Origin of the sequence: Mycobacterium sp. ELW1, from assembly GCF_008329905.1 — a bacterium.
Taxonomy (GTDB): domain Bacteria; phylum Actinomycetota; class Actinomycetes; order Mycobacteriales; family Mycobacteriaceae; genus Mycobacterium.
Genome location: NZ_CP032155.1, coordinates 522,421 through 541,958, shown reverse-complemented (window position 1 = coordinate 541,958; position 19,538 = coordinate 522,421). Strand labels below are relative to the sequence as shown.

Annotated in this window: 19 protein-coding genes; 14 read left to right on the top strand and 5 right to left on the bottom strand. The window is 64.2% G+C overall.

The window, feature by feature from the left end; genetic code table 11:
- The first annotated feature begins 32 nt into the window (after positions 1–32).
- Positions 33–407: a DUF2834 domain-containing protein gene (locus D3H54_RS02380; RefSeq protein ID WP_149377694.1), complete on the top strand. Its 375-nt coding sequence runs from the start codon at positions 33–35 to the stop codon at positions 405–407.
- Between the two features lie 7 nt (positions 408–414).
- Here the strand turns inward: D3H54_RS02380 and D3H54_RS02375 are convergent, their stop codons facing one another.
- Positions 415–1,281, bottom strand: coding sequence for an SMP-30/gluconolactonase/LRE family protein (locus D3H54_RS02375; RefSeq protein ID WP_168214751.1), 867 nt, complete (start codon positions 1,279–1,281; stop codon positions 415–417).
- A 146-nt stretch (positions 1,282–1,427) separates the two neighbouring features.
- Between D3H54_RS02375 and D3H54_RS02370 the strand changes: the two genes are divergently transcribed.
- From D3H54_RS02370 to D3H54_RS02360, 3 genes are all read left to right on the top strand, one after another.
- Positions 1,428–2,291, top strand: a complete 864-nt coding sequence (locus D3H54_RS02370) for a DUF4344 domain-containing metallopeptidase (RefSeq protein WP_149377692.1) — start codon at positions 1,428–1,430, stop codon at positions 2,289–2,291.
- A 124-nt stretch (positions 2,292–2,415) separates the two neighbouring features.
- The gene (locus tag D3H54_RS02365) at positions 2,416–3,516 is read left to right on the top strand and encodes a ferritin-like domain-containing protein (RefSeq protein ID WP_149377691.1); all 1,101 of its coding nucleotides are present in this window, start codon (positions 2,416–2,418) and stop codon (positions 3,514–3,516) included.
- 308 nt (positions 3,517–3,824) lie between these two features.
- Positions 3,825–4,196, top strand: coding sequence for a hypothetical protein (locus D3H54_RS02360; protein ID WP_149377690.1), 372 nt, complete (start codon positions 3,825–3,827; stop codon positions 4,194–4,196).
- A 7-nt stretch (positions 4,197–4,203) separates the two neighbouring features.
- On the opposite strand, the gene D3H54_RS02355 is transcribed toward D3H54_RS02360, so the two are convergent.
- Positions 4,204–5,028: a glycoside hydrolase family 16 protein gene (locus D3H54_RS02355; protein ID WP_286199353.1), complete on the bottom strand. Its 825-nt coding sequence runs from the start codon at positions 5,026–5,028 to the stop codon at positions 4,204–4,206.
- Between the two features lie 444 nt (positions 5,029–5,472).
- Between D3H54_RS02355 and D3H54_RS02350 the strand changes: the two genes are divergently transcribed.
- From D3H54_RS02350 to D3H54_RS02310, 9 genes are all read left to right on the top strand, one after another.
- Complete coding sequence (locus D3H54_RS02350) at positions 5,473–6,924, top strand: hypothetical protein (protein ID WP_149377689.1); 1,452 nt, start codon at positions 5,473–5,475, stop codon at positions 6,922–6,924.
- 279 nt (positions 6,925–7,203) lie between these two features.
- Positions 7,204–8,835 carry an ABC transporter substrate-binding protein gene (locus tag D3H54_RS02345; protein WP_149377688.1) on the top strand — a complete coding sequence of 544 codons (1,632 nt, stop codon included), beginning with the start codon at positions 7,204–7,206 and terminating at the stop codon, positions 8,833–8,835.
- Positions 8,835–9,818 carry an ABC transporter permease gene (locus D3H54_RS02340; protein ID WP_149377687.1) on the top strand — a complete coding sequence of 328 codons (984 nt, stop codon included), beginning with the start codon at positions 8,835–8,837 and terminating at the stop codon, positions 9,816–9,818. Before D3H54_RS02345 ends, D3H54_RS02340 begins: the two co-directional genes overlap by 1 nt.
- A gap of 3 nt (positions 9,819–9,821) precedes the next feature.
- Positions 9,822–10,784: an ABC transporter permease gene (locus tag D3H54_RS02335; RefSeq protein ID WP_149377686.1), complete on the top strand. Its 963-nt coding sequence runs from the start codon at positions 9,822–9,824 to the stop codon at positions 10,782–10,784.
- Positions 10,781–11,770, top strand: a complete 990-nt coding sequence (locus D3H54_RS02330) for an ABC transporter ATP-binding protein (protein ID WP_149377685.1) — start codon at positions 10,781–10,783, stop codon at positions 11,768–11,770. Before D3H54_RS02335 ends, D3H54_RS02330 begins: the two co-directional genes overlap by 4 nt.
- A complete protein-coding gene (locus D3H54_RS02325; protein WP_149377684.1) occupies positions 11,767–12,750 on the top strand; it encodes an ABC transporter ATP-binding protein in 984 nt (327 codons plus the stop codon). Before D3H54_RS02330 ends, D3H54_RS02325 begins: the two co-directional genes overlap by 4 nt.
- A gap of 77 nt (positions 12,751–12,827) precedes the next feature.
- Complete coding sequence (locus D3H54_RS02320; RefSeq protein ID WP_149377683.1) at positions 12,828–13,085, top strand: hypothetical protein; 258 nt, start codon at positions 12,828–12,830, stop codon at positions 13,083–13,085.
- Positions 13,086–13,094: 9 nt separating this feature from the next.
- Positions 13,095–14,831 carry a ubiquinone-dependent pyruvate dehydrogenase gene (gene poxB / locus D3H54_RS02315; RefSeq protein ID WP_149377682.1) on the top strand — a complete coding sequence of 579 codons (1,737 nt, stop codon included), beginning with the start codon at positions 13,095–13,097 and terminating at the stop codon, positions 14,829–14,831.
- Between the two features lie 121 nt (positions 14,832–14,952).
- Positions 14,953–15,966: an alcohol dehydrogenase catalytic domain-containing protein gene (locus tag D3H54_RS02310; RefSeq protein ID WP_149377681.1), complete on the top strand. Its 1,014-nt coding sequence runs from the start codon at positions 14,953–14,955 to the stop codon at positions 15,964–15,966.
- Here the strand turns inward: D3H54_RS02310 and D3H54_RS02305 are convergent, their stop codons facing one another.
- Positions 15,967–16,374, bottom strand: a complete 408-nt coding sequence (locus D3H54_RS02305) for an Rv0313 family protein (protein ID WP_149377680.1) — start codon at positions 16,372–16,374, stop codon at positions 15,967–15,969.
- A 75-nt stretch (positions 16,375–16,449) separates the two neighbouring features.
- Here D3H54_RS02305 and D3H54_RS02300 point away from each other — a divergent pair, with 75 nt between their 5' ends.
- Complete coding sequence (locus tag D3H54_RS02300; RefSeq protein ID WP_149377679.1) at positions 16,450–17,367, top strand: hypothetical protein; 918 nt, start codon at positions 16,450–16,452, stop codon at positions 17,365–17,367.
- Here D3H54_RS02300 and D3H54_RS02295 read toward each other — a convergent pair.
- Both D3H54_RS02295 and D3H54_RS02290 read right to left on the bottom strand, forming a co-directional pair.
- Positions 17,248–18,291, bottom strand: a complete 1,044-nt coding sequence (locus D3H54_RS02295) for an NAD(P)H-dependent amine dehydrogenase family protein (protein WP_149377678.1) — start codon at positions 18,289–18,291, stop codon at positions 17,248–17,250. The genes D3H54_RS02300 and D3H54_RS02295 overlap by 120 nt on opposite strands.
- A gap of 3 nt (positions 18,292–18,294) precedes the next feature.
- Positions 18,295–19,530 (bottom strand): hypothetical protein, encoded by a 1,236-nt coding sequence (locus D3H54_RS02290; protein ID WP_149377677.1) that lies wholly within the window; start codon positions 19,528–19,530, stop codon positions 18,295–18,297.
- Between the last annotated feature and the right edge of the window lie 8 nt (positions 19,531–19,538).

Here is a 19,538-nt window from a genome sequence, read left to right as displayed (position 1 = left end):
GCGGCCTCGATCCCGCAGCGCATAATCCGTCGATGACCACGTTTTCGCGCCTCTCGCGAACCGACAAGCTGCTCTGCGGCATCTACCTCGTTCTCGCAATCGCCGCGGTCGTATTCGCGTTCGGGAGCACCCTTGCCTACATGCTCAGCGACGGCAACGGCGGCCTGACGGGCTTCTTCGCGGCCGGGTACGTCAACTATGCGACCTCGTCGCTGACCAACGATCTGTTGATCGTCGCGCTGGCGGCAACCGTGCTGATGATCGCCGAGGGCCGTCGACTCGGGGTCCGCTATGTGTGGGCCTTCGTCGTGGCCGGCTTCGTGATCGCCATCAGCGTCTCGTTCCCGCTGTTTCTGATCGCCAGGCAGTTCAAATTGGCTGAGCGAAACAGTCTGGCAGCCAACTAAACTCGACTCAATCAGTGAGCTGCTGATCGTCGAGCCGTGCCTCGGGCAAGCCTTGAGCGCCGACGTCGACGAGAAACACCGCGCCGGCGAGTGGTTCGGTCTCGGGCACGTCAGGCAGAGCCGATGTGATGGCCAGCGTGCGCAGGTCGCTGCCCACGAACATGCAGCTGGTCGGGCGCGACGCCGGCACCTCCACTTCACGATCGATCCGGCCGTCCGGCGTGTACCGGACGACCCTGCCCCCATCCCATTTCGCCGACCAGACGCACCCATCCGCATCGACGGTGAGGCCGTCCGGATCAGAAGGTTTGACGTCCGTCGCGAAGATTCGCCCGTTGTGGATCTCACCGGCTGTCGCGTCGTAGTCGAAGACCTGAATCGTCTGGGTAGGCGAATCCGCGTAGTACATCAGCGTGCCGTCCGGCGACCAGCCGAGGCCGTTCGACACGGTGACGCCGTCGAGCTGTGCCTGCGGACGTCCGTCCCGAAGGCGATAGAGATGCGCGACGGGCTCGGTCTCGGCGTCGTGCATCGTGCCGAACCAGAGAAGCCCGTTGCGGTCGGTTTTTCCGTCGTTGGACCGCACACTCGAAGTGTCCCAACTACCGGTCCACTTCGACTCCCATCCGCCATCGTCGTAGCAGTAGAGGCCGTCACGGCAGCCGGCCAGTAGGAGCCCGGACCGGGTCTTCACGACGAAGCCCACTTCGCCGGGCGTGGAGATCGTGGTGACGTCACTGCCGTCCAGGCGCACCCAGTGGACCGAACATCCGGTGCTGTCCACCCAGTAGAAAGTGCCGTCCTCGGCGTCCCACCATGGTCCTTCACCGAGGTCGTCGCGATGGTCTGACAGGACGTCTGGCGTCGGTGGCACTTGGTCTCCCTGCTGGCGGTTGATGCCCGCTCATGGTCCCAGTTCCTCGGCAATGTTTCTTGGCGAGAGTTGATCTATCACCCCCACTACCGGCGCAAATCTGCGACCGTGTCAATTGGTAGGTCTCTTCCATGGAGGTCGGGAACATGAGCGCTCGGATTCTGCCGGTGTTGGCAGTGGGGTTGTTGCTGGCCGGATGCGGTGGCAGCGGCACCGAGGAGAAGGCCGAATCCTCGGGTGGCCCCGTGACATCGGAGACCGCGAAAGCCAAGGGCCCCGAGGACACTGCGTCGTCGGACGCCGGCGGCAAGATGGTCGTCACCTACGACGACGCCACCAGTCCGGAAGCGCAGAACGGCAAAAAACTGTTGCAGGACAACAAGGTTCTGGAGGACCTTGCCGATGACATCAACCAATCGCTGAAGCTACCGCAGGACATCCCCTTGCATGGCTCGCAGTGCGACCAGGCCAACGCCTTCTGGAGCCCGAGTCAGAAGACCATCACCATCTGCTACGAGGACGCCGACCTCGGCGAGAAGATCTTCACCAAGGCCGGCGACAAAGACCCCGTAGCCTCGGCCATCGGTTCGGAGGATGCGACGTTCTATCACGAGACCGGCCACATGGCGATCACCCTTTACGACCTGCCGATCACCGGCAAGGAAGAGGACGCGGCCGACCAGCTGGCCGCCTACATCTTGCTGACTCCCGGCGACAACGGGAAAGCCGATGCGGAGTCGTTGAAGGCGATCACGAACTTCGCGCGCGCATTCCAAGCATCCGCGGCCGCACGCACTGAACTCGGCGCGGCGGACATGGCCGACGTCCACTCATTGGACCAGCAGCGCGTCTACAACCTGCAGTGCTGGATCTACGGGTCCAACCCCGACGCCAATACCGACATGATCACCGACGGCGGTCTCCCCGAAGAACGTGCGCAGGGCTGCGCGGACGAGTGGAAACAGCTCAGCCACGCCTGGTCGACATTGCTCGACGAGCACTGGAAGTAGCGGCCGCGCATTAAGTAGTCGCCTACTTCAATTTCGCTGATCAGGCGATGTCGCTTGACGAGGCCGCCGAACCGGGCGCACTGTGTGATTCAAGTCATAAGACCGGGGCGAAAGGCGACAGCTCGTGACCACTAAAGACAAGTACACCCAGGTTCCCGACCCCTACTCATGGGAGGTCCCCAGCGCCGGCGACGCCCGCTTCACCTGGGAATACGACGAGGGACGGTCCCGACTTCTGTCGCTGTATCAGAAGGGCAAGGACAAGCAGTGGGATGCGCAGTCGCGCATCGACTGGAGCCTGGACGTCGACCCGATGAACCCGGTCGGGATGCCCGACGAGTTCCATCCGCTGTTCGGCAGCCCGGCGTGGGAGTCAGCGGACGAGAAGCGCCGCGCCGAGATGCGCCAGCACAACCAGGCCTGGAACTTCTCGCAGTTCCTGCACGGGGAGCAGGGGGCGATGGTGTGTGCGGCCAAGATCGTCGAGGTCGTCCCGGATCTGGACGCCAAGTTCTACGCCGCCACTCAAACCATGGACGAGGCCCGGCACGTCGAAGCGTTCTCACGATTCCTGCAGGAGAAGATCGGTCTGGTCTACCCGATCAACTCCAACCTTTCCGCTCTGCTGGCAGACACCCTCAGTGACTCACGCTGGGATATGCCGTACCTGGGGATGCAGGTCCTCATCGAAGGTCTGGCACTCGCAGCGTTCGGGGTGCAGCGCGACCTGGCGCCGGAGGGCTCGCTGGCCAAGCAGTTGCTCGCGTATGTCATGCAGGACGAGGCCCGCCACGTTGCCTTCGGCCGAATCTCGTTGAAGGACTACTACTCCGAGTTGACCACGGCCGAGCGCGACGATCGTGAGGAGTTCGTCGTGGATGCCTGCTACCTGATGCGTGACCGGTTCCGCGGCGAGGAGGTCATGGAGCGGCTGGGTCTCAACGTCAAGGAGTGCGCCGAGTGGGTTGATCATTCGCCGCTGATGATCCAGTTCCGCTCGCACCTGTTCAGCCGCATCGTGCCGATTGTCAAGGACATCGGGTTGTGGGGTGACAAGGTGCAAAAAGCCTTCCGGGACATGGGCGTTCACGATATGGCTGACCTCAACATCGAGGCCTTGATGAAAGCCGACGAGGATCAGGCCGAGTCGCTGGACAAGGCGCACGCCGAAATGGCGGCCCGTGCGACCGAGGTCGACGAGGTGATCGCGGCCGGCATGAGCTAGCCCACCTATCGAAGGGGGCAGCAATGCCCGCGCTTCGCAAGCCCGCTTCACGGGCGCTGGTGCTGGGTACGTCGGTGGTGATCGTTGCCGCTAGCACTGGATGCGAGAGGTTTGTCGCCGGGCAGGAGTCAAAGGCACACGCCCCCAACGCCTCCGTGTCGGCACCGATGGCATCCGGATGCGCGTACAGCGGCTACCCACTGCTGACGCTGAGGACCCGGTTGGATGAGCCATCGATGGCCGTCCCGAGGCCGCCGAGTTGGACGCCTGCACGATTCGGCGACCCGGGAGCTCCCATCCGACTCGCGATGATCGACAAGGAACATCGCGACACCATCGCACAATTCTCGCCGGTAGCCCTCGTCGCTCTGGATGACTTCACCGGCAAGGCCCGCACCGCGGAAGAAGCTCTTGACTACGAACTCCGGTTATTTGAAGCAGAATTCGTGTCGAAGTCGCCCGGAATCCTATGCGGGCACCCCAGCGTCACAGTGTCGTATAACCGCCGCAACCATCGGCCCGGTCTCATCACGTTGCGCGCCGTCGCGGGCGAGTTCGGCAGCCGGATGTACGTGGCGAGCGTATCGACGATGTCCAGTCAGCCCTACAACGAGACCTACCTTGCCGACAAGCAGGCCATCCTCGACGGATTCGCCGTGGTGTTCGCCGGCAAGTTCTAGGCGGGTGTCACCACACCCGCACGTAGTCCACGAGCATGTCCGCGGGATAGGTGCCGGGCCGCGGATCGCCACCGCCCGAGCCGCTGACCGCAAGGTTCAGCACCGGGAACATCCGATAGTCGGGGAAGTTGAACGGCCAGTCGTCGATGGAGTTGGCCGGAACCGTGAAGTACGGTTCGGCGCCGTCGACGTAGTCCTTCCAGAAATACATTCCGGAGTCGTTCCATGTGACTCGCCAGGTATGCCAGTTTCCGTCGATCGGCGTCGGCTGGGTGGCGAAGGATGTTCCGTCCAGGCGCGCGTGAACGGTTGTCCCCGAGGGCCATTCGCCGTTGCCGTACCACTCGGCGAGGTCCACCTCGCCACCGACTTCGGGGTGATCGTTCATCAGCCACCAGGCCGGCCAGCAGCCCGCGGTCAAGCAGTTGAACTTGATGCGGGCTTCCCAGGTGGTGCCGATTCCGCCCCACCAGTTACCCATCACCTTGCCGCTGACGTACTTGTTGTTGTCGCGGGTCGCACGGATCACCAGGTTGGAATTGCCGTCCACGAAGACGTGCTGTCGATCGTCACGGTACTGGCCCATGTTCTCGGGCCGATCCCAGAACACCGGGTTCTTGATGGTTTCGCGGGCCTTCGCGATGCGCCACTTGGAGGGATCCGGGGCTGAGCCGGCCGGTCCGTCGAACTCGTCGTGGAAGAGATACGCGGGAGCCGTGGCGTTCGGCGCCGGTGCTTGCGGGCGGGTGGGCGTGGCCCCTGCCACGGGCATCGGCAGCGCGGCGGCGACCGCGCCGAACCCCGCCATGAGCATCAGGCTACGACGATCAATTTCTGGCACGGCTAAACCATAGATTGGAATCCTCGCCGGCCTCGTAACCGGGGCCGTCTGTTCTACTCCGTCTCGCCGAACTCACGGTGAACGGGCGATTGACCTGCATAAACGACACGGCCAACAACCATCGACACCCTCTTGGGTGTCGATGTCCACCCCGGGCGCAAGCGCGTGTCGCCACGCCGACGACACCCTTACGGCGCCGCTAATTTTTGACAGTTGATTTCGACAAGACCGCCGCCACACCGGGTCGGCCGCGCAAACATGCGATGACCTCGGATTCTGCTCCGACGGCCCGCTCGCGGGGCCTTTCTGTGACGCGGCTGGGTAACCCTGGCGTTGAGCGAGGGCAAGCATTCGGAACCGCGCCGTTTACCGTTTGGGGTGGCCCTGACCTGCCCGCTCCTCTACGATGCCCTAGAGCTAACGAAGGGTCAGCAAATGGGGTCAAACAAATACGTCGGGTACGTTGGCGGACTCGCGGTTGCGGTCGGGGTGGGCGCGGCTGTTGCCGCAGCAAGCCAAGGCGTAGCAAGCGCTGATACCGGCAAATCGGACTCATCATCGAGCGCGTCAGATTCGGCCAAGCCCAACGCCGGGCCGAAGAAGTCCGCGACGGGCACCACCAAGCGCACCAAGGCGGTGTCGAAGCCCGCCGACAAGGTCAGCAGCGCAGCCGCTTCCGACTCCGCAGTCACCCCGACGGCGACCAGCGCGAAGACCACGGCCGCCGCGTTCGAGGCCGCCCAGGTCGCGAAGCTCGAGGGCCTGTTCAAGGGCACCGGACATGCCGCGCCCCGACCGGCCGCGGCCACCGTGACCACTGAAACGACCACGGCGGATGCAGCTGTCACGCCGACCGCTGCCGCAACGCCGACCGCGGCCGCTACCCCCGCGACGGCGTTCTGGAACCCGTTCCGCTGGATGCCGCCCGAGCCGGCACCGCAGGACATGCCCGGCCCGATCTGGACTCTCGAGCAGTCCTTCATGGCCGTGTTCCCCAACCCGGTAAAGGCAGTCGCCCGCGAAGGATTCGAGCTCGGTTACCGCCTGACCCAAATGATCCCGTGGGTCAACATCATCGTTCCGGTCACCAACATCATCACCGAGCTGCCCGACGCTCTCGCCGGCGATAAGGCTGCCGCCCAGCGCGTCATCAACAACCTGATCGTCACGATCCACCCGATCGCGGTGTTGTACTACGGCTACAACGAGATCGCCGACGTCCTCAACCTGGAAGCGCCTGCCCTGCAGTTGCAGTCCTGGTTCATTGGCTCGCTGTGGAACCTGTTCGATCCGTTTGCGTTGCTGCACATCCGCGGTGAGTCCGGCTTGCCGCTGTCGACCACGACCCCGCCGCCGGACCAGGTGACCCCGGAGGCGACGGCCACGCTCGCCGCTGCGGTGACTCCGTCGGCCAGCGACATCACCCTGCCCGACATCCAGCTGCCGGATGTGGTCAACCCGTTCCCGGCCACTGACCCGAAGCCCTACGGGATGCCGACCGCGGTGTACAACACCGAAAAGGGTTTGGTCGCAGCATTTCCCGTTGAGGCGCGGCCCGTCGTGCGTGAGCTCTACGAAGCCAGCTGGCGTATCTCGCAGATGGTGCCCGGCCTGAGCGCCGCAGTGCCGATCGCCAAGCTGCTGCCCGCCCTGTACCAGGCCGCCCTCGGCCACCGGGACACCGCGCAGAGCGCGATCAACGATGTGCTGCTGGCGACTACGGCGCTGTCGATCCTGTACTACGGCTACGACCAGTTGGCCGACCTGCTCAATGTCGAAGTGGCGGCGCAGGCGCTCAAGGTGCAGATCTACGCCGCAGTGTGGGACGAGGCCGACCCGAATGGCTACCTGCACGTGCCCGGCCACTCGGGATTACAAACCGTGTGATCGGAGCGGGCTGTCCGGGGATCCGCAAATCGCTAGCGCGGCTTGACAACTAACCCAGACACCCGCTCCCACTACGGCTTGCTCGGCGTGGTGCAAGAAACCAGGTACGCCATGGCGTCCCTTCAGCAACGACCGAACCGGTAACGCGAGCGTTTCCTACCCTCGTGACCGCGCTTTTCTCCGGATGCGGTCGCGCCGTTCTGCCCCCAAGATCTAAGAGTTGCGGCAGAGTCTCCTATCACTCGACTCTGTCCGGTTGCTGTTGATCAAGGGAGCGATATGAAGCTACGCAACGTCATCGTCATCGGAAGTGTGGCGGCAGTGGCTGCATTCGGCGTCGCGGCCTGCGGCGGTAAGGGCGGCGGCAGTCAAGGCGGAGACATCAACGTCTCCATGACCTCGTTCCCGGATTATGTGGACCCGCAGCTGTCGTACACGCTGGAGGGATGGGAAGTATTGTGGAACGTCTACACCCCACTCTTGACGTACAAGCACCAAAAGGGCGATGCGGGAACTGATATCGTCCCCGGCTTGGCCAAGGACATGCCGCAGATCTCGCCGGACGGCAAGACCTACAAACTGACCCTGCGACCGAACATGAAGTACTCCGACGGCACCCCCATCAAGGCTTCTGACTTCACCTACGCCGTCAAGCGCCTGTTCAAAGCGGACTCCGGTGGCTCGGTGTTCTACGAAGGTATCGTCGGCGCAAAGGATTTCGCGGACGGTAAAGCGGACACCATCAGCGGTATCACCGCCGACGACAACAGCGGTGACATCACCATCCAACTGGACAAGCCCAACGGGACGTTCAACAGCGTCCTGGCCTTGATGTTCGCCGCGCCGGTACCCCCGACCACGACGCTGGACAAGGACGTCACCAACAACCCGCCGCCCGCCAGCGGCCCGTTCGTGATCACCAAGGTCGATGCGCCGAATACCCTGACGATGGAACGCAATCCGCAGTTTAAGACCGTCAAGGACGCCGGTGCCAGCGAGGTCGCCGACGCACAGGTCGACAAGATCACCGTCACCCAGAACAAGAACAACTCGTCACAGGTCACCGGCGTCGAACAGAATCAGATCGACTTCATGACCGACCCGCCCGACGCCGACCGCCTACCCGAGGTCAAGGCGAAGTACAGCAGCCGATTCCGCCTCGAGAATTCGATCAACACGTACTACTTCTGGATGAACACCCAGAAGGCTCCGTTCAACGATCTCAAGGTCCGTCAGGCCATCAACTACGCTATCGATCCCGAGGCGCTCAACCGGGTGTTCGGCGGCCGGCTCCACCCGACCCAGCAGATCCTTCCGCCCGGCATGCCCGGGTACGAGGAATACAAGCTGTATCCCGGCCCGAATCTGGACAAGGCCAAACAGCTTCTGGCCGAGGCGAATCCAACAGACAAAGACATCACCGTCTGGACCGATGACGAGCCGGATCGCAAGCGGATCGGCGAGTACTATCACGACCTGCTGACCCAGTTGGGGTTCAATGCCCAACTCAAGGTGATCGCCGGCGACGTGTACTTCACCACGATCGGCAACACCTCGACACCAGATCTGGACACGGGCTTCGCCGACTGGTTCCAGGACTTCCCCCATCCGGACGACTTCTTCCGTCCTCTGCTCAACGGCGCGAATATCCTTCCGACGAACAGCAACAATTTCTCGCAGGCCAACCTGCCGGAGCTCGACGCCAAGCAGAACGAGCTGCTGACTCAGCAGCTCACCGGCGACGTGAAGAAGCAGTACGCGGCGCTGGACAAGGCCTACATGGAGCAGGCGGTGTGGGCCCCGTACGGCAATGAGGAGTACACCACCTTCGTTTCCGAGCGCATGGACTTCGACAAGTCCTATCACCATCTTCTGTTCAATCAGGACTACACGTCGTTCGCGCTCAAGTAATGGTGGCTCCGACCGCTGTCCGAGGGCGCAGTCCTTGGCACTTGGCTTGGATTCGGCTGCGGCGCAACAAAGTCTCGCTGGCATTCGGCGTGCTGTTCTTGCTCATCGTGGTGTTCTGTCTTGCAGCACCACTGTGGGCCGACCATGTCGCCCACACCGGGCCGAACCAGAACCACATAACCGACAAGATCCTGATCGACGGGCAACAGACCAACATCGTCGCGACTGACGGAACTCCGTTGGGGCCGGGACTTCGCGGCCGCTACCTCCTTGGGGCCGACCAGAATGGCCGGGACGTGATGGTCCGCCTGATGTACGGCGGCCGGACATCGATCTATGTGGGCGTCGCGGCCGCTGTGATCACCACGCTGCTGGCCGTGATCGTCGGCATGCTGGCCGGCTACTACCGGGGCTGGATCGACTCGATCCTGTCGCGAATTCTCGACGTCGTGTGGGCCTTTCCGGTGCTGCTGCTCGGTATCGCTCTGGGTACCACCCTTGCCCTCGGCGGACTCAGTATCGGTGGGCTGCAAATCGCCGGAGACTCGTTGTGGATTCCCATCCTGATCATCGGGTGCGTCTACGTCCCGTACATGGCCAGGCCGATTCGCGGCGAGATCCTCGCCTTGCGAGAGAAAGAATTCGTGGAAGCCGCTGTCGCCCAGGGGAAAGGCCCGGTGCGCATCATGGTTTCCGAACTCCTGCCGAACATCGTGTCCACGATCATCGTGTTCTTCACGCTCAACATCGCCAACAACATGCTGCTGGAGTCGGCGCTGTCGTTTCTGGGCGCCGGCGTACGGCCGCCGAACGCGTCGTGGGGCACGATGATCGCCGACGGCTATCAAACCATCTACACCGCACCGCATCTGACGATCGTTCCCGGATTGATGATCGTGCTGACCGTGCTGTCGCTGAATGTGTTCGGCGACGGCTTACGCGACGCGCTGGACCCGCGGGCCAAAATCAGGCTGGAGCATTAGGCCATGGTCCGGTTCATCGCGCGACGGCTGATCGGCATGATCGCCGTGCTGTTTGCCATCTCGGTGATCGTGTTCTTGATCTTCAACGTCATCCCCAACTCCGATCCGGCCGCCCGCATCGCCGGCAAGAACGCCAACCCCGCCCTCATCGCCCGTGTCAGTGCCGATCTCGGCCTTGATCAGCCCCTACCGGTGCAATACCTGACGATGATGAAACAGATCTTCACCGGGGAGCTCACCTCCTACGCCAGTAATCAGAATGTGGCGCAGCAGATTTGGAACGGATTGCCGGTGACGTTGTCGCTCACCATCGGCGCTGCAGTCTTGTGGATGGCACTTGCGGTCTGGTTCGGCTACCTCAGCGCGGTACATGCCGGTGGCTTCACCGATCGCGCACTGACGATTCTGTCCTTGGTCGGTATCTCGATGCCGGTCTTCTGGCTGGCAGCAATACTGCTGTTCTACTTCAGCTTCAAGATCCCGCTGTTCCCGACCGGTAGCTATGTTCCCCTGACCGAGGACCCGCTGAATTGGTTGTACCACCTGATACTGCCGTGGATCACCCTGGCGGTTCTCTATGTAGGTTTCTACAGCCGCGTGTTGCGCTCAAACATGCTCGACGTCATGAACGAGGACTACGTGCGGACTGCCCGCGCAAAGGGAATAAGTGAGCGGCAGGTGCGTATTCGCCATGTGCTGCGCAATTCGATGATCCCGATCGTCACGCTGTTCGGCCTCGACTTCGGCGCCGTGGTCGGCGGCGGCGCCATCCTGACCGAAACTGTCTTCAACCTCAACGGTGTCGGCCTCTACGCCGGCCAGGCGATCGGCAAGCTGGATCTGCCGCCGCTGATGGCGGTCACGATGTTCGGTGCCTTCTTCATCGTGCTGTTCAACACCATTGTGGACATCCTCTACGCGGTGCTCGATCCGCGAATCCGCCTGGGAGAGGCGGCCCCCGCATGAACCCCATCCTCGCCGTCACCGACCTGCGGGTCAGCTTCACCACCGAGGACGGAGTGCTGCATGCGGTCGACGGGGTGTCATTCGAGGTTCATCCCGGCGAGGTCGTCGCCGTCGTCGGCGAGTCGGGCAGCGGCAAGAGTGTGACCGCGCAGACCCTGATCGGACTCACCCGGGCACCCAACGCGAGGATCAGCGGCTCGGTGACGTTCGACGGCCGCGAACTCACCGAGTTGTCCGACAGCGAATTACGTTCCGTCCGTGGCGAACACATCGCGATGATCTTTCAGGATCCGATGACGTCCCTGAATCCGGTGTACCGAGTAGGGGATCAGATCGCCGAGATGATTCGCGCTCACCGCGACGTCTCCAAGTCCGAAGCCCTGTCCAGTGCCGTCGACCTACTGCGTTCCGTGGGCATCCCGAATCCGGAACGCAGAGTGCGCGACTACCCGCACGAATTCTCCGGCGGCATGCGCCAGCGGGTGATGATCGCCATGGCGCTGGCGTTGGAACCCGAAGTGTTGGTCGCCGACGAGCCCACCACTGCTCTCGACGTCACCATCCAGGCCCAAATCCTGCGCCTGCTCGAATCGTTGAACCGTGACCGCAACCTGTCGGTCGTCCTCATCACCCACGATCTCGGCGTCGTTGCCGAGATGGCCGACCGTGTGGTGGTCATGTATGCCGGGCAGATCGTCGAAGACGCGCCACTGGAGGAGCTCTTCTACAACCCGCAGCATCCCTACACCTGGGGACTGCTGGGGTCGATCGCCCGCCTGGATGAGGACCGACCACACCGACTCACCCAAATCGGTGGGTCACCGCCGTCGCTGCTGAATCCACCGACCGGATGCCGGTTCGCTCCACGGTGCAAGTTCGCCTTCGACAAGTGCACGCAGCCACCGACTCTGGAGGCGCGTGTCACGGAGTCAGTGCACCTGGATCGGTGTTGGTTGACCCCAGCCGAGAAAGCGGCGAATCGATGAAGGGCGATCCTCTGCTCGAGGTCACCGATCTCGTCAAGCATTTCCCGATCAAGTCCGGCGTCGTCGTCGACCGGGAGGTGGCCCGGGTACGGGCCGTCGACGGGGTCAGTTTCACTCTGCACGAGGGTGAAACACTCGGTCTGGTCGGCGAATCCGGCTGCGGCAAGTCAACTCTGTGCCGAGCCATTCTTCAGCTGGTGACGCCGACGTCGGGATCGGTCCGCTTCGAGGGCCAGGAGCTGGTCGGTCGGTCACGTCGCGATCTGCGGCCGCTGCGTCGCGAGATGCAGATGGTCTTCCAGGATCCGTTCGCCTCGTTGAACCCGCGCAAGCGGGTGGGGCAGATCATCGGCGATCCCCTCGCCTTGCACGGTCTGGCCAGTGGCGCCCAGTTGAAGCGACAAGTGCATGAACTGCTCGACCGGGTGGGGCTGCAGGCCGAACACTTCAACCGGTATCCGCACGAGTTCTCCGGCGGTCAGCGCCAGCGCATCGGCATCGCCCGCGCGTTGGCCTTGCGACCCAAGTTGATCATCGCCGACGAGCCGGTCTCGGCGCTCGACGTCTCGGTCCAGGCTCAAATCGTCAATCTGCTCGAGGAGTTGCAGGACGAGTTCGGCCTGTCCTACCTGTTCGTCGCCCACGACCTCGGTGTGGTCCGCCACGTCTCGGATCGGGTGGCGGTGATGTATCTGGGCAAGATCGTCGAGCACTCGAACGCCGATGCCCTTTACGAACATCCCCTGCACCCCTACAGCAACGCGCTGCTGTCGGCGGTGCCGATCCCCGACCCTCGCAGGAACGCCGCCCGAGAACGCATCACCCTCGAAGGCGACGTCCCGAGTCCCATCGACCCGCCACCGGCGTGCCGGTTTCACACCCGCTGTGCCTCCGCCACCGACATCTGCCGTGCCGAAGAGCCACTTCACGCCGAGTTGGAGCCCGCACACTTCGCGGCGTGCCATCATCCCCGGTTCTGATCGATCGGCGCGCACAAGTTTCGACCGGCCGCCAGGTGGGGATATTAAGCCAGCACAACTCGACACTAGGGGCGATCATGAACGACCAGGACGGCGGCACGGGCGAAGTTCTCCGCACGTTGGGCCTGATGCTGAATCTGTCGGCAATCGTGGCATTTGCGCTGTTCCTGAGCACGCTGGGTCCGGGTGGCCCGGGTCCGTCGGCGCTGGCTGCGGCGATTACCGTCGTTGCTTTCCTGGCCAGCCTGGCCTGCTTCGCCATCGACCGCCGCCGGACCGAGGAAGAGACCTTCTCGCCCGCTGGCGGCCCGGTCACCGCCGCTGCCGAGGTCTAGACTTTCGCTGTGCCGACCGTCGCCCATCACCTCATCGCAGCGCTGAAATCCAGTGGTATCAACCGCGTCTACGGTCTACCGGGCGACAGTCTCAACGGATTCACCGATGCGATCCGCCGTTCCGAGGGCATGACGTGGGAGCACGTACGCCACGAGGAGACGGCCGCGTTCGCCGCGACTGCCGACGCAGCGTTGACCGGCCAGCTGGCGGTATGTGCCGGTAGCTGCGGCCCGGGCAACACCCATCTCATCAACGGGCTCTACGACGCCCAGCGCACTCGGGTGCCGGTGCTGGCGATCGCGGCGCACATCCCGCTCAGCGAGGTCGGCACGGGCTACTTCCAGGAAACGCGTCCGCAGGAGTTGTTCCGCGAGTGCAGCGTCTACTGCGAGTTGGTCAGCACTCCGGAGATGGCCCCACGGCTCGTCGAGATCGCGATGCGCACCGCGATCGAGGAAAACGGTGTCGCGGTCCTGGTGATTCCGGGCGAGGTGTTCCTGGCCAAGCTTCCCGACCGTGAGTGGAACACCAAACCGGTGCGACCGACCCGCTCGGTGCTGCGCCCCGACGACGAGTCACTGCGCCGCGCGGCGGACATCCTCAACGCCGGTTCGCGCGTCACCATCCTCGGTGGTGCCGGAACCGCGGGCGCCCATACCGAGCTGATCCAACTCGCCGAAACTCTGAATTCGCCTATCGTGCATGCCTTCCGCGGCAAGGAGCACATCGAATACGACAACCCGTTCGACGTCGGGATGACCGGGCTGCTCGGGTACGCATCCGGCTACAAAGCCATCAAGGAAGCCGACGTGTTGCTGATGCTGGGCACCGACTTCCCGTACTCGCAGTTCTATCCCGACAACGCTCAGGTCATTCAGGTCGACATCCGCGGCAGCCACCTCGGTCGGCGTACGCCCGTGGATCTCGGCTTGGTCGGTTCGGTGAAAGACACCATCGACGCGCTGCTGCCGCTGCTGTCCCGCAAGGCCGACCGGGCGCACCTGGACCGGTCGATCAACCACTACCAGCGCACCCGGAAGTCATTGGACTCGCTGGCCGTCAACGACCGCGACAAGACTCCTATTCGTCCGGAATACGTTGCGGGCGTGGTCAATCAACTCGCCCACGACGACACCGTGTTCACCTTCGACGTCGGCTCACCCACCATCTGGGCCGCGCGATACCTGACCATGAACGGCAGGCGACGGCTCACCGGATCCTTCACCCACGGCACGATGGCGTGCGCGCTACCGCACGCGATCGGCGCGCAGACCGCGTTCCCGGGACGTCAGGTGATCGCCCTGGCCGGTGACGGCGGGCTGGCCATGGGGTTCGGTGAGCTGCTCACCCTGGTGCAGAACAACCTGCCGGTGAAGGTGATCGTCTTCAACAACTCGTCGCTGAACTTCGTCGAGCTCGAGATGAAGGCTGCCGGGGTGGTCAACTTCGGCACCGAGCTGACGAACCCTGATTTCGGCGCCGTCGCCCAGGCGATCGGGCTATTTGGACGACGAGTCGAACAGCCCGCCGATCTGGAACGGGCGATCGCCGACGCGCTGGCCCATGACGGGCCGGCCCTGGTCGATGTGGTGGTGTCCCGGCAGGAATTGTCCATTCCGCCAGCCATTTCCGCGGAGCAGGCCAAGGGTTTCACGCTCTATGCGATCCGCACCATCCTGGCGGGCCGGGGAGACGAGCTGCTCGATCTGGTGAGCACCAACGTCGCCCGGCGCATCCTCGACTAGGTAGTCCGGTCGGCCCACGCCCGTTCTCAAACAGGACCCGGCGAGGCAGAATCGGGATGACCACCGCTACGCTGAGTCAAGTTTAGTAGACTCAGCAGTGCCGCCGACTTGAGGGAGTGCCATGGCCACGCATCGCGCCGTCCACGTGAAATCAGCCAATGCGCCGCTGGAGCTGACAGAGGTGGAAACCACCTCACCCCCACCAGACCATGTGCGCATCGCCGTCAACGCCTGCGGGGTGTGCGGCACCGACCACGCGTTCGTCACCGGGTCGTTCCCGAACCTCACCTGGCCCATCACCCCCGGCCACGAGATCGCCGGCACGATCGCCGAACTGGGTTCGGGCGTCGAGGGTTTCGCGGTCGGTGACCGGGTCGCCGTGGGTTGGTTCGGCGGCAACTGCAACACCTGTCTGCCCTGTCGCAAGGGCCAGTTCATGCAGTGCGTGAATCTTGAAGTGCCGAGCTGGAACTATCCGGGCGGCTACGCCGAATCCGTCATCGTGCCCCGCACCGCGCTGGCGCGCATCCCCGACGGACTGTCGTTCGCCGAAGCCGCCCCGATGGGATGCGCAGGGGTCACGACCTACAACGCGCTGCGCACCACGCGCGCGGTGGCCGGCGATCGGGTCGCCATCCTGGGTATCGGCGGCCTCGGACACCTTGGTGTGCAGTGGGCCCGCGCCATGGGGTTCGAGACCATCGCGATCGCGCGCGGGGCGGGCAAGGCGGACGACGCCAAAGAGCTCGGCGCCCACCACTACGTCGACTCCACGGCGAGTGACGTCGGCGCGGCGTTGCAGGCACTGGGCGGTGTTCAGGTGGTGCTGGCCACCGCGGCCAACTCGGCCGCCATGGCTGCCACGGTCCCCGGGCTGGCGCCACAAGGCGAGCTGGTGATCGTCGGCGCCACGTTCGATCCGCTGCCGATCACTCCGGGCGATCTGATCTTCGGCAACTTCAGCGTGGTCGGACATCCGTCGGGTACCTCGGCCGACGTCGAGGACACCCTGCACTTCGCGCTGCAGTCCGGGGTGCGGGCCCGTATCGAGGAGCGGCCGCTGGCCGAGGTCGCAGAGGCTTACGCAGCGATGGACGAGGGCCGTGCGCGTTACCGCATGGTCCTGACGATGTAGCTACTCGGGCTGGTCCTCGGCCTTGGTGTCCTCAGCGTGCTGGGATGCGTCGAGCACGCTGGCGTCGATGCCGTAGGGCAGGAACCGGACGTTTCGGGTGGGGTCGGTGTTGTGCTTGTTGGCGCGCAGTGCGTCGAGCTCGCTTCGGTACACCTGCTCGACGTGGGCTTTACCGTCGGCATCGGTGGTGTAGACCGTCCACACTCCGTCGCCGGCTTCGCCCGCGGTCTCTGGTTCTGGTCGGGGCCGTGAGCGGCGGGTGACCTCGTCGAACAGCCCTCCGAACGCGGCGCCCTGCCCTGAGCTGCTGAGGAATTGCCCGAAGGCGTCGCGAAGGCCTTCGCTGGCCTGCCGCACCACGCGATCGATGTCGTCGGGATCGAACCCGAACGGTCCGTTGTTATCCATGACTGCCAGTGTGCGCGCAGTTCGCGGGCGCGTCGAGGAGATGAACTTCGCGCACGGCGAAACCGTGTCCCCAGCATGTCTGCTTCCGTGCGAACCCGTTTACTCAGCAGCACCGCAGCCACCGCGATGGTCGCGCTGTCGCTTACTCCGCTGGCGCCGCCCGTCGAAGCCCGCATCGCCACTATCGCCGCCCCGGAAATCGAATTGACCGCTGCTCCGGTAGGGGCAATACCGCTGGCGTTCCTGCGCAATCAGCTGACGTTCTGCAGTCTGATCTGTCCGTTCATCGTGCAGGGCGCGGTCACTGTCCCGATAGGAATCGCCGAAGCGCCGGGCACGTTCCTGACGACCTTGCTGCAGACCGGCAATGTCGTTGGCGCACTTGGGTCGGCAGCCGCTGGGGTCACCGTGCCGGCCGATGCCGCGGCCGAGAAGATCATCGGCAATGACCTGAATCTTGTTCTGCCCAAAGCGCAGGGCACGCTCGAGGTCGCCGTCGTCCAGGCGATGGACGTGGTGTCCGGCCGCACCACGCCCGGTGCCGCGCGCGACGCAATTCTCGCGGCGTTGAATCAGCGGCCCGGGCAGCCAACGGTTCCGAAGGGCGCACACGGTCTTCTCCAGGTGGTCACCGTCGAGGCGATCAACGTGGCCTCGGCGGTGGAGTTCCAGGCCGGCGAGACGCTGCTGCTGGGCGTCGTTCAGACCGCCAACGCCGCGGCCACAACGTTGGCGAACACCGGCAGTGTGCGCACCGCCCTTGCCGCCGGGGTCACCCAGGCGCGCTCGGTGCTCACCACGGCGCGCGGTCAGGTCTCTACCGCGGTGAACACCGCGTTCACCAACATCAGAGCTGCTGCGGGACAGCCGGTTTCAGCGAGCGCCTCGGTAAAGACTCAGCGGCAGATCCGCCATCGTGACGAATCCAGCAGCGGCGTCGCACACCGCACCGACAGCGTTCACCGCCTGCATCGCGGTGGCCACGCTGGCTGATCGCACATGTTCCTCTAGTGGAACGTCGCGACGAAAACTGGCCAGCGTCATCAGATGCGCCTGCATCGAGGGGGTTCCTTCGATGGTGACGGTCCAGCCGTGGCGGGGCGCCGGCCAATGCTTCGGCTGCGGTTCGCCGACGGTCCAGAGCGTTTCGACCTCGACGACCGGAACTCCCTTGCACCGGCCCGTCCACTGCCAGTGCTGGCCGGCGACGGTGCCGGCGCGCAGGGTTCGCCCGCACACGTCACGGTCGGCGCTGGCGGGAATCACTTCCAGTTCGGTGGTGACCTCATCCACACCCAGATTGAGCGCATCACCCAGAAGCCACACTTGCTCCTGGAAAAGCTGACTGGTGAAGTGCAGCCCGTCGGTGTGCGCGTCCACCTCGTCGAGCGGGCTGCCGAATTTCATCTGATCGAACGTGATCTCGGTGCTGTCGTACACCGACCAGTCGGCCCGTTCCTGCACTGTGACGTGCTCGACGGTCCGCGACATGCCGGTCAGCGCCAAGGGAACCACCACACCGAGGTTGCCGGGGTTCAATCCGGTGCCGTGCAGCGAACTTCCGCCTTCTACGCAGGCCCGCTGCAGCCGATCGCGATCGGCGGGTGCCATCCGCGCAGGGTGGAACGCAAAGGCGGTGGTGATCAGATTGGCGCCGGAGGCCAGTATCGCGACCGCGTCGTCCACCGATGGGTGTCGCGGCGCGTACAGAACAGCATCTGCGGCAGTGGTGTCGACGTCGATCGTGGCGGTGACGCCGATCGGGTCCCGTCCGGCCAAGACGCCGGCGTCGGTGCCGGCCTTGGCCTCCGAATAGACCTTGACGCCAACCAATTCCAGCTCAGGATGGTCCAGGATGCCGCGGATGGCTTCGACCCCCACCGCCCCGGTGCCCCATTGCACCACGCGGTAGGTCACCGGCTACACCACAGTCAGCGGCAGAGAGAGGCGCTCTTCGAACTCGAACGTGACGCCCCTGCTGAATTTGGTGACCTCCACCTCGGGTGAATCCTTGGCGGCGGTCTCGGTCTTCTCGAACTCGGCGGTCCAGTCGTCATCGGTACCGGCGATGCGCACCGCGAGGTACGGGTCGACCGCGGTGGCGATGGCCTGCAGCGGCCCCGGGGATGCCGGCGAGCACAGCGACACCCACGACCCGTCGTCATGCGACGGTGAGGGGTGCACGTGCAGCCGGCCACCCTCGATCTCGGCGACGACATAACCGGCCGGGTTGAACAGCGGATGCAGTTCGATCACCTTGGCCAACCCATCAAAGTCCTTGGGCAGCTTGAGAGCTCGCATGATGCGCTCGGCAGCCACACCGGCGATGCCGACGAGCTGCTTGGTGCAGATGTCGGTGGCCAGCTCAGTGTTGTCACCGGCGCGGGCGCGCACCGCGATGCCGAAGGACAGGTTCAGCAGGTGCATCTGCAGCACGACTTCGTCGGCGATGCGCACCAGTGCGGAGTGCGAGAACGCCCCGAAGTCGACGTCGGAAACCAAAGCACCCGAATAGTCGGCTTGGCCTTCGTCATTCGGATCGATGGGGCCGAGTTCCCAATTGGCAGCCTTCGTCTTGGCCACGATGTCCAGCGCGGGGATGCCGGTCACCTCGGGATAGGACTCGTCGATGATGACGGTCCACGCGCAGTGCGGTGTGCGGTCGGCGGGCGTGCGCGGCGGCCGGTGGATCGGACGCACCTGCGCCTTGGCATTGGTAGCGACGGCGGTGGCGTCGAAGGTGGGGTCCTCGATGTCATGGCACATGCCCTTGACGTAGTCGGGGCCCATCGGTTCGACGTCGAGCAGCGCACCGCAGTGGTCGAGGTGGAATTCACCGTGCCAGCGGTCGTGGACGGTGTAGCGGAAGTCCATGAACTGCGGCGGAGCACCGATGTCGAGTTGCAGGCCCTTGAAGATCGTGAAGATGTCGACGCCCTCGTACTTCAGGGCCTTCTGCATGCGCTTGGTGTAGATGGGGCTGGCGCCGGCCCATTCCTCGATGGCGATCTGCAGCATCTCGGGCCGGCCGAACGACTGGATACACCAGGCCATGCCGGAGCGGTCGATCATCTGGCCGACCAACAGCAGTTCGGGGACCAGGGTGGCAAGTTCGGCCCGGGACAACTGGGCATAGCGGCTGAGGGGCTGGCTCATACGCGAAA